This window comes from Shinella curvata (genome assembly GCF_022899935.1).
Lineage (GTDB): Bacteria > Pseudomonadota > Alphaproteobacteria > Rhizobiales > Rhizobiaceae > Shinella > Shinella curvata.
Map to the genome: position 1 here is coordinate 710539 of NZ_JALJCJ010000003.1, position 9793 is coordinate 720331.

The 9793-nt window shown below is 62.4% G+C and carries 9 protein-coding genes; 8 read left to right on the forward strand and 1 reads right to left on the reverse strand.

Annotated features, from left to right (window positions below):
- The first annotated feature begins 3 nt into the window (after positions 1-3).
- Entirely contained in the window at positions 4-522 is a 519-nt protein-coding gene (locus tag MUU55_RS15000; protein WP_244761530.1) for a YqhA family protein, read from the forward strand.
- Positions 523-560: 38 nt separating this feature from the next.
- On the opposite strand, the gene ureG is transcribed toward MUU55_RS15000, so the two are convergent.
- Positions 561-1196 (reverse strand): urease accessory protein UreG, encoded by a 636-nt coding sequence (ureG, locus tag MUU55_RS15005; protein ID WP_244761531.1) that lies wholly within the window; start codon positions 1194-1196, stop codon positions 561-563.
- A gap of 171 nt (positions 1197-1367) precedes the next feature.
- Between ureG and MUU55_RS15010 the strand changes: the two genes are divergently transcribed.
- From MUU55_RS15010 to MUU55_RS15040, 7 genes are all read left to right on the forward strand, one after another.
- Positions 1368-2192, forward strand: coding sequence for an urease accessory protein UreD (locus MUU55_RS15010; RefSeq protein ID WP_244761532.1), 825 nt, complete (start codon positions 1368-1370; stop codon positions 2190-2192).
- A gap of 23 nt (positions 2193-2215) precedes the next feature.
- Positions 2216-2518 carry an urease subunit gamma gene (ureA, locus tag MUU55_RS15015; RefSeq protein WP_244761533.1) on the forward strand — a complete coding sequence of 101 codons (303 nt, stop codon included), beginning with the start codon at positions 2216-2218 and terminating at the stop codon, positions 2516-2518.
- Positions 2519-2528: 10 nt separating this feature from the next.
- A complete protein-coding gene (locus tag MUU55_RS15020) occupies positions 2529-2834 on the forward strand; it encodes an urease subunit beta (protein WP_244761534.1) in 306 nt (101 codons plus the stop codon).
- A gap of 9 nt (positions 2835-2843) precedes the next feature.
- Positions 2844-4547 carry an urease subunit alpha gene (gene ureC, locus MUU55_RS15025; RefSeq protein ID WP_244761535.1) on the forward strand — a complete coding sequence of 568 codons (1704 nt, stop codon included), beginning with the start codon at positions 2844-2846 and terminating at the stop codon, positions 4545-4547.
- A gap of 66 nt (positions 4548-4613) precedes the next feature.
- Positions 4614-5630 (forward strand): urea transporter, encoded by a 1017-nt coding sequence (locus tag MUU55_RS15030; RefSeq protein ID WP_244761536.1) that lies wholly within the window; start codon positions 4614-4616, stop codon positions 5628-5630.
- Positions 5631-5727: 97 nt separating this feature from the next.
- Positions 5728-7404 carry an alpha/beta hydrolase gene (locus MUU55_RS15035; RefSeq protein ID WP_244761537.1) on the forward strand — a complete coding sequence of 559 codons (1677 nt, stop codon included), beginning with the start codon at positions 5728-5730 and terminating at the stop codon, positions 7402-7404.
- Between the two features lie 346 nt (positions 7405-7750).
- Positions 7751-9424, forward strand: coding sequence for a winged helix-turn-helix domain-containing protein (locus tag MUU55_RS15040; RefSeq protein ID WP_244761538.1), 1674 nt, complete (start codon positions 7751-7753; stop codon positions 9422-9424).
- The last annotated feature ends 369 nt before the right edge of the window (positions 9425-9793 follow it).

The window sequence follows — 9793 nt, forward strand, 5'->3', positions numbered from 1 at the left end:
ATCATGGTATCCCTGTTCAGCGGCCTCCGCTACGTCCTCATCCTCGCCGCGGCCGCCGTGCTGTTCGGTGCCTTCCTGATGTTCTGGGAGGCGACCCTGATGCTGCTGGAAGGTTTCCGCCTGGCGCGGCTCGACCCGGACATGTCGGTCATCGTGGCGGTCCTGCGCGGTACCGACAAGATCCTGCTAGGGATCGTGCTGATGGTGGTCGGGTGCGGCATCGCGCTCGGCTTCGCTCTCGACATTCCGGCGGAACAACGCTCCAAGCTGCCGCAATGGATGATCATCGATACGGTGGCGGAACTGAAGAACCTGTTTTTCCAGATGATCATTCTCTATCTGGTGGTGCACTTCGCCGCGCAGGTGGGGGAAATGCAGACCCCGCTGGAATGGAACGCGCTCGTTCTGCCCGTCTCCGCGCTTCTGCTCGGCGGGGCCATGAAGCTGGCGGCCAGCTCCTCGCACTTGTCGGAGCAGGAGCGCAGGGGCCGCAACGACGGTGCCCCGGAAACGCGGGAGTGAGCGCGACGGGCCGGGCGCTCTGCTCCCGGCCTCCTTTTCTACGCGCGGGAACCTTCGGAGGCCTCCAGCCCGCCGTTTTCCACGATATAGGCGATAACCGCATCAAGCCCCTTGCCACGCGGCAGGTCCGTGAAGCCGAAGGGCCGCCCGGCCCGCATGCGCGTGGCGTCGGCCTGCATGACGTCGAGATTGACGTTCACATGCGGTGCAAGGTCGGATTTGTTGATGACGAGGAAATCGGAACGCGTGATGCCCGGCCCGCCCTTGCGGGGAATTTCCTCGCCCTGGCAGACGGAAATGACGTAGAGCGTAAGGTCTGCGAGATCGGGCGAGAAGGTCGCTGCCAGGTTGTCGCCGCCCGATTCGATGAAGACGATATCAAGGTCCGGAAATTTCCGGTTCATCTCGGCGATGGCCTGGAGGTTGATCGAGGCGTCCTCGCGGATCGCCGTATGGGGGCACCCGCCGGTCTCCACCCCCATGATGCGGTCCTCGGGCAACGCCTGCTGGCGCGCGAGGATCATCGCGTCTTCCTTGGTATAGATGTCGTTGGTGATCACCGCGATCGAGAACCGGTCGCGCAGGGACTTGCACAGTTTTTCGGTCAGTGTGGTCTTGCCCGATCCGACCGGGCCGCCGATGCCCACGCGCAAGGGACCATTCGTTGATGCCATTTTCATTGCCTCGAAAACTTGGGGAACGACGCCGCATCGTACCGCGCACAATTCAACCTTGAATACGCATTTTTGTCGAGACAACATTCGGCAAGATGGGATAAATGTGATTTATTCGAACGGCGTAATCGGGCGGATGAGGCAAGCCGCGTAATCTGGGGGCCTTCGCGTATGGCAAATGGCTGGCAAGCGGAGCTTGAACTGTGGTTTGCGAACGCGCACGGTAAGACCCGGCTGATGCGCCGGCGCCATTGCGGCCCGCTCGCGGTTCAGCGCGCCTTTCATCCGGAAAAGGACGGTTCGGCCCATGTCTATCTCCTGCATCCCCCGGGGGGCGTTGCGGGTGGTGACCGGCTGGAAATCGCCTGCCATCTTGCTCCGGAGGCCCGCGCCGTCATCACGACACCCGGCGCCACGAAATTCTACCGCAGCGAAAACGGCTTGAGCACGCAGCGTCTCTCGATCGATATCGCGGCTGGCGGGGTTTGCGAAAATCTACCGCAGGAGACGATCCTGTTTGCCGGCGCGGACGCCTCGCTCGCCACGCGCGTCAACCTTGCCGCGGATGCCGCCTATCTCGGCTGGGATCTCGTCAGCCTGGGCCGGCCGGCCGTCGGGGAGCGCTTCCTGACCGGACGCCTCCGCCAGCGCATCGAGATCTTTCGTGACGGCGAACCCATCTGGTTCGAGCAGATGGTGCTTTCGGGCGCGCCGGACGCGCTCGACACACCATTTGCTCTGGCAGGCCGCCCTATCGTGGGAACGATGGTCTATGCCGGACCGGCGCTCGAAAACACCGTCGAGCGCATCCGCGACACCCTCGGCGAGGCCGCGCAGGGCGTCTTCTCGGTTAGCCAGCTCGAGCGGGTCATCGTATGCCGCTATCTCGGCGAACGCATGTCGGAGGGCAAGGCGCTCTTCCTGCGGGCATGGAGCCTTCTTCGCGAAGGGGGCCTCAACAAGCCGGCCGTGGCTCCGCGCATCTGGGCAACGTGAATTGAAACAACGAGGGTCGACCGATGGAACTATTGCCGCGTGAGAAAGACAAACTGCTGATTTTCACCGCAGGGCTGCTTGCCGAGCGCCGCAAGGCGCGCGGCCTGAAGCTGAACTATCCGGAGGTGATCGCCTACATTTCCGCCGCCCTTCTGGAGGGCGCGCGCGAGGGGCGAACCGTGGCGGATCTCATGTCCTATGGCGCGACGCTTCTGACGCGCGACGACGTGATGGAAGGCGTTCCGGAAATGATCCACGACATCCAGGTCGAGGCGACGTTCCCGGACGGCACGAAGCTCGTCACCGTTCACAACCCTGTCCCGTAAGGAGAGCGCCATGATTCCCGGTGAATACTTTATCGAGGATGGCTCCATAGAGCTGAACGAGGGACGGCAGACGATCAAGGTCGATGTTGCCAACTCGGGCGACCGCCCCATTCAGGTCGGTTCGCACTATCATTTCTACGAAACGAACACCGCGTTGCTGTTCGATCGGGAAGCCACGCGCGGCTTCCGCCTCAATATTCCCGCAGGAACGGCCGTCCGTTTCGAACCGGGCCAGGAACGCAGCGTGGAACTCGTTGCGCTTGACGGCAAGCGCGAAGTCTATGGCTTCAACGCCAAAGTCATGGGCAAGCTGTAGGAGGCACGGATGACAACGATCACGAGACAAGCCTATTCCGACCTCTACGGCCCCACCAAGGGTGACCGCCTGCGGCTGGCGGACACCGAACTCATCATCGAAATCGAGGAAGACCGCACCGTCTATGGCGAGGAAGTCACCTTCGGCGGCGGCAAGGTGATCCGTGACGGCATGGGCCAGAGCCAGCGCCCGGCGTCCGAAGTCGCCGACGTGGTCATAACCAACGTCATCATCCTCGACCACTGGGGCATCGTCAAAGCCGACATCGGCATCAAGAACGGCCGGATCACCGGTATCGGCAAGGCCGGCAACCCGGATATCCAGCCAGGCGTCAACATCGTCATCGGCGGCGGCACGGATATCATCGCCGGCGAAGGCAAGATCATCACGGCCGGCGGCATCGACACCCATATCCACTTCATCGCGCCGCAGCAGGCCGAGGAAGCCCTGTCGAGCGGCACGACGACACTGGTCGGCGGCGGCATGGGTCCGACCGTCGGCACGCTCGCGACGACCGTGACGGCCGGCCCTTGGGCCATTCATCGCATGCTCGAGGCCATCGAGGCATTGCCGATCAATGTCGGTCTGCTCGGCAAGGGCAATGTCAGCCAGCCGGATCCCCTGCGCGAGCAGGTTCGCGCGGGTGTCGTCGGCCTGAAGCTGCACGAGGACTGGGGCACCACGCCCGCAGCCATCGACAACTGCCTGACCGTCGCCGACGAGATGGACATCCAGGTCGCGCTGCACTCCGACACGCTCAACGAGAGCGGCTTCGTGCGCGACACCTTCGCCGCCATGAAGGGCCGCACGATCCACAGCTTCCACACGGAAGGTGCTGGCGGCGGCCATGCCCCCGACATCATCACGGCGGCGGGCGAAGAGAACATCCTGCCTGCCTCGACCAACCCGACGCGGCCCTACACCATCAACACGGTCGACGAACATCTCGACATGCTGATGGTCTGCCACCATCTAAGCCCGAGCATCCCGGAGGATGTCGCCTTCGCCGAATCGCGCATCCGCCGCGAGACGATCGCCGCGGAAGACATCCTGCACGATCTCGGCGTCTTCTCGATGATGTCGTCGGACTCGCAGGCCATGGGCCGTATCGGCGAGACGACGACGCGTTGCTGGCAAACCGCCCACAAGATGAAGGTGCAGCGCGGCCCGCTGCCGGAAGACAGCAGCCGCAACGACAACTTCCGCGTCAAGCGCTATGTCGCCAAATATACGATCAACCCGGCTTTGACCCATGGCTTCGCCCATGAGATCGGTTCCATCCAGGTCGGCAAGCGCGCGGACCTCGTGCTCTGGAAACCCGCCTTCTTCGGCGTCAAGCCGCAGCTCGTAATGATCGGCGGCATGATCGCTATGGCCCCGATGGGCGATCCGAATGCCTCCATCTCCACGCCGCAGCCAGTGCATTACCGGCCGATGTACGGCGTGCTCGGCCGCGCGCTGGGTTCGACCGGCGTTACCTTCGTCTCTCAGGCGGCACTCGATGACGGCATCGGGGAGAAGCTGAAGCTCACCAAGCAGCTCTCCGCGGTCAAGGGTACGCGCACGGTGCGCAAGAAGGACATGATCCACAACAGCCGCACACCCAAGCTGGAAGTCGATCCCCAGACCTACAATGTGCGCGTCGACGGCGAGCTGATCACCTGCGAGCCGGCGGACGTTCTACCGATGGCGCAACGTTACTTCCTGTTCTGATCCCTTTGTAAACACGCCGGGCGCCGCAAGCGCCCGGTTTCGTCCCTTCGAGCGAGAGCGCGACGCATGCAGACGAACCGTTTCCAGGACCATCCCTCCCTTTCCTTCGTCGACTGGTGCCTGCGCGGCATCGGACAGGTCGTGTTCCAGAACAATCCGCTCTCCGGCCTGGTGATTCTGGGCGCGCTGGCGTTCAATTCGTGGATTTATGCGGCGATCTGTGTCGTCGGCGTGGTGGCGGCCACCGGAACGGCCGTGCTGCTGAAGGCAGACAGGGCGCTCGTCCGCGATGGCCTGTTCGGCTTCAATGGCGTCCTCGTCGCCCTTGCGCTCATTGCCTTCACCAGCGAGAATTTCCGCACCGGTGCCGTGCCGTCGCCGGCCATGCTCGTCTATCTCGTCTGCGGCGCAGCGTTCAGCAGCATGGCTTTCGCCAGCATCGCCAATGTGCTTGCGCCCTACAAGACGGCCGCGCTGACGGCACCCTTCGTGCTCGTCGGCTGGCTGTTTCTCTTCGCCGTCCTGAAATTCGACGCTATCGATGCCGGCCCTATGGCCAAGCCGATCTCGCCGGAGCAGTTCTCCGACGCAGTCCCCTATGTCGTCGCAACCTGGTACGAAGGCATCGGCACGTCCATCGGCCAGATATTCTTCCAGGACAACTGGATCACCGGTTATCTCATCCTCGTCGGCATCGCCGTCAATTCGCGTGCCGGCGCCCTCATGGGCCTTATCGGCGCCATCGTCGGTACTGCTGTTGCGGCCATTTACGGCGGCCCGGAAGGCGCGGTCCGCGACGGCCTTTTCGGCTACAATTCGGCCCTGACGGCCATGGCGCTCGGCGGCGTGTTCCTCGCCCTCACCTGGCAGAGCTTCTTCTATGCCGTCTTCGGAGCCGTCATAGCGAGCTGGCTCTGGGCCTCCATCGCGATCTTCCTGACGCCGATCAGCATGCCGGTGCTCACCTCCAGCTTCGTCCTCGTCACCTGGCTCATGCTGCTGGGACAGGGCACGTTCAAGGCGCTGGCGCCCCCGGCGACACCGGAGGAAGACCGTACCCCTGTATCGAGCAAGCCATCCTGACCGCCTCGTTCCCAGTAACCACCGGAAGGAGGCCGCCTTTGCCCCATCACCCATCCTGCACGACCATGCCTGATATTCTCAGCAACCTTTTTTCATCATGCTGACATTCGTGAAGCGGCAGATCCTGATCGGCGGCGTCCTGCGGTTCCTGCGGTCCTTGTCGGCCGGCGGCGTCGTGCTCGGAACGATCTTCTTCGCGGCCTCCCTGACGCCGACGCTCATTCCGCGAACCTTTCTCCTGCAGGGCGCCCTTTCCGGCGCGTGTTTCGCCATCGGCTATGCGATAGGCGTCGGCTGGCGCTGGCTCTGGCGCTACATGCAGCTGCCCGAGCCGCGCGGCGGCATGGAGCGGGGGCTCAAGATCGTGATCCTCGGTCTTTGCCTCATTCTGGCCGTCACATTCCTGGGCAGGACGACCGAATGGCAGAACTCGATCCATGCGCTGATGGAGATGGAGCCCGTCGGCAGCGCCCATCCCATCGAAATCAGCCTGATCGCCGTACTGACATTCGTGGCTCTCGTGCTGCTCGGCCGCCTGTTCCTCCTCGTCATCCGCCTGGTTTCGCAGGGCGCAGACCGCCTCATGCCGCCGCGGGTTTCGCGCGTGATCGGCTTTGCGGTCGGAATCGCGCTCTTCTGGTCCATCGCAAACGGCCTGCTGGTTCGCTACGCCCTTTATCTGGCGGATTCGTCCTTCGCCACCTTCGACGCGCTTTTCGAGCCGGATCAGGAGCGCCCCACATCGCCGCTGAAGACAGGCAGTGCCGCCTCGCTTCTCGCCTGGGAGGAGCTTGGAAGAACCGGGCGACGCTTCGTGTCCTCCGGCCCAGATGTCGAGAAGATCGCCGCCGTCACAGGCAAGCCGGCGCTGGAACCCATCCGGGTCTATGCAAGTCTGCGCGCCGGCGACACGGCCGGCGCGCGGGCGAAACGCGCACTCGACGAACTGAAGCGCGTCGGCGGCTTCGAGCGTTCGGTTCTCGTCGTGATCACGCCGACAGGAACGGGCTGGGTCGATCCTGCGGCGATCGACACGGCCGAATATCTCCACCACGGCGATATCGCCAGCGTGGCACTCCAGTATTCCTATCTCTCCAGCCCGCTGTCGCTGCTGGTCGAACCCGATTACGGCATGGAAGCGGCCCAGGCGCTGTTCGCCGAGGTCTATGCATATTGGTCGAGCCTGCCGCGCGAGCATCGGCCGAAACTCTACCTGCATGGTCTCAGCCTTGGCGCCCTGAATTCCGAACGCTCCACCGACGTTTTCGAAATCCTCGGCGATCCGATCGATGGAGCCCTCTGGAGCGGACCACCCTTTGCGAGCCGCATCTGGCGCCAGGTCACGCAGGCGCGCAACGCGGGCTCACCCGCCTGGCTACCGGAATTCCGCAACGGCGCGACCTTCCGTTTCATGAACCAGAACGGCCCGACGGTGTCCACCCAAACGCCCTGGGGGCGCATGCGCATCGTCTATCTGCAATATGCCAGCGATGCGATCACCTTCTTCGACTACCGCGATCTCTATCGCCGGCCCGACTGGATGAATGCGCCGCGCGGGCCGGATGTATCCCCCCACCTGCAATGGTTTCCCATCGTGACCATGCTGCAGCTCGCCGTCGACATGGCGGTCGCCAACGGCACGCCCATGGGCTATGGCCACGTCTTCGCGCCGGAACACTATCTCACGGCCTGGCTGGCCGTCACCGATCCGCCGGGATGGGCGCCGGAAGACATCGACAGGCTCGCGCAGTATCTCGCCGAGCGGAGCCGATAGCCGGCGAAAGAGGTTCCACCGGTATGCCCAAGCTTGCGGCGTGTCGCAACCAGGAAGAGCTACAGGGCCAGCCAGGCCGGTCCAGCTTGGCAAGACCATCGACATGAATCAAGGCGCGCGACGTGAAGATCATCTTCTCCGACCTGAATTTTCGCTTGAGCAGGCATCGCGCTCAACTGTCTGCACAACCGCACCAGCCGTCGGCCTATACGCTGTTCAGCTCGTCGCGAACATCGGAGATCAAGCTTTTCCATCAGGCCTGCGGTGCCGGCGGATGCCCTTCAGAACAACATCTCACCCCGCTACCAACGTATAACAACCAGACAATCAGGAGAGCGCGCCACACTTGCAGTCGGGATCCATCTCGCTATACGTTGGTCTTTTACATTATCGGATAGTGTCTTCTTTTCAGGGCTGCATGATGATTAAGGCGGGTGGTTTCCGGTATGGAGACCTTGTTCTTGACGAAACCTGCCTTTCTGGCAGCTGCAATGGAAAGCCGGTACACTTTACAAAGAGTGAGCGCGCGTTGCTGCTCGCCTTTTGCAGGAACCCGCGCCGTCTCCTGTCGCGTAACCGGCTGCTTGACGAAATCGCCTCATCCGACGCTGGCCCATCCGAACGGAATATCGACTTTCTGATCAGCCGGCTGAGGGCCAAGCTTGGCGACAATGCAAGATCGCCGACCTATATCGCCACCCAATATGGTGAGGGCTATCTCTGGATCGCAGAACCAGGACAGGCGGCGGTCAGGCCGATGAACGCTTATCTTGCAATCCTGTCCGCCTTGCCGCATTGCGGCACCCTGCCACGACTGAATGTCGGCGCATTCCTGGCACAGTTGTGCGAGGCGATTGCCGAAGGTCTCGGCCCGCACAGAGTGGTGCGGGTGATCGAGCAGGGCCAGGACCATGCCGATTTCTCGCCGCGGTATTCTCTTCGGGTGAGCATTCACGGCTATCAGGAGCAGATGACCTGTACGGCGACGCTGCAGGAAATGCCATCGCGCCGGATCGTGAAGGCATTTTCCGCCCAAGGCTATGCGGGCGCCCGCGCGGCAATAGACTCATTTGTTTCCAGGCTTTCAAACGATGTCATCGCCCATCTTCGTTCTCTCCTGACAAGCAGGACCACAGGTCTGGGCGTTCCCGAGGAGCTGTCACTGGAAGAGCGCCTTTGGAACGCATCCGACCGTCTGACAACCGGCTCCTATCAGATGTGGCTCGCCAAAGGCCAGCAACTGAGCGCCGATCGCGTCTCGGACCCGTCCATCGATACCGCGCTGCAATGGTGCATGCATCTGTTTTCGCGCCTTGCCCTCGCAAATCCATTCAGTCGGTTCGATTTCGATGAGCGACGCCGGATTGAAAACGAGATGGAGGCGATCGCACTGCAAGGCATGCCCCTTGTGGAGGGCAACCCGGTACAGATGCTTGCGGTGGCCAAATTGCTGTATTTCGTCAATCGCGGCCATCTGGAGCTGGCGTTGGACATCGCGGAACGAGCTTCTGACCAGATGGCGAGCTCTCCAGCACCTCTCCCCTTGCTTGCCCAGATTCACAGCGCTCTGGGACAATCGGAAGAAGCGATCGTCTTGTTGGATCGCGGCATCGAAGTTGCCTCGTCGAACATCGAATTCCTCAACCATCTGCGCGTCCTGAAATGCATTGCCTTGCTTGCTGCCGGTGATAGTGGCAGTGCCGCCCGCATCATCGCCTCTATCGATGACCTGGGCGATCACTGCCCACCGGATACCGCGGTGGCAATTCGCCTGATGGCGGCACCCACCGAGCGAAAACTGCCTGAGGCCCTGGCCAATGCACTGGTTGCGGCAGGGCCCGACGGGGCGGCGAGTGCTCTCGAATACCTATATTTCACCTCCGCCCGTCAGCATGCATCACCAGTCGCGGTCGCAAATCTCATGCGAGGCTTTACGTTCCACGTCACGACTGTCCACGGAGAGTCGGCAGTGCCTGCCTTCCTGCGTTCTGATCACCCGATCAGCCAGACGTCCGGCTGATGTGGCGATCCATCGCGCGATGGCACCATGGCTACGAGATCGTAGAGAAGTGGAGGAAGCACGTATCTCCGCCCCGTGAGCATCGAGAATGAGCTTATGCTGACCGTGAGGGCGACCTATCGGTCATCGGCTACGTCCTGGTGGTACCTATCGATCGGCTGCGCCGTTGTGTCCGAAGCAGGCGCGTCAGCTTTTCGAGCCTACCCGAGAAGCCGTCCAGGGAGACTGCTCGCGTACCGCTACGACTGCCGGTGCTGCTCACCTCCAATTTGATTTGTCTGGCATGGTGGCCCGGCGCGGCTTGAGGGTTTTGGGTTGTATTTCCGGCGGGCTGTTTGTGTGCTGGCGCGCTTAGTTTAAGCTTTTTAA

Bases quoted from the DNA above. Each gene is read 5' to 3' on its own strand.
- MUU55_RS15000 (WP_244761530.1), top strand. From the start codon at position 4: ATGGTATCCCTGTTCAGCGGCCTCCGCTACGTCCTCATCCTCGCCGCG.
- ureG (WP_244761531.1), bottom strand. From the start codon at position 1,196: ATGGCATCAACGAATGGTCCCTTGCGCGTGGGCATCGGCGGCCCGGTC.
- MUU55_RS15010 (WP_244761532.1), top strand. From the start codon at position 1,368: ATGGCAAATGGCTGGCAAGCGGAGCTTGAACTGTGGTTTGCGAACGCG.
- ureA (WP_244761533.1), top strand. From the start codon at position 2,216: ATGGAACTATTGCCGCGTGAGAAAGACAAACTGCTGATTTTCACCGCA.
- MUU55_RS15020 (WP_244761534.1), top strand. From the start codon at position 2,529: ATGATTCCCGGTGAATACTTTATCGAGGATGGCTCCATAGAGCTGAAC.
- ureC (WP_244761535.1), top strand. From the start codon at position 2,844: ATGACAACGATCACGAGACAAGCCTATTCCGACCTCTACGGCCCCACC.
- MUU55_RS15030 (WP_244761536.1), top strand. From the start codon at position 4,614: ATGCAGACGAACCGTTTCCAGGACCATCCCTCCCTTTCCTTCGTCGAC.
- MUU55_RS15035 (WP_244761537.1), top strand. From the start codon at position 5,728: ATGCTGACATTCGTGAAGCGGCAGATCCTGATCGGCGGCGTCCTGCGG.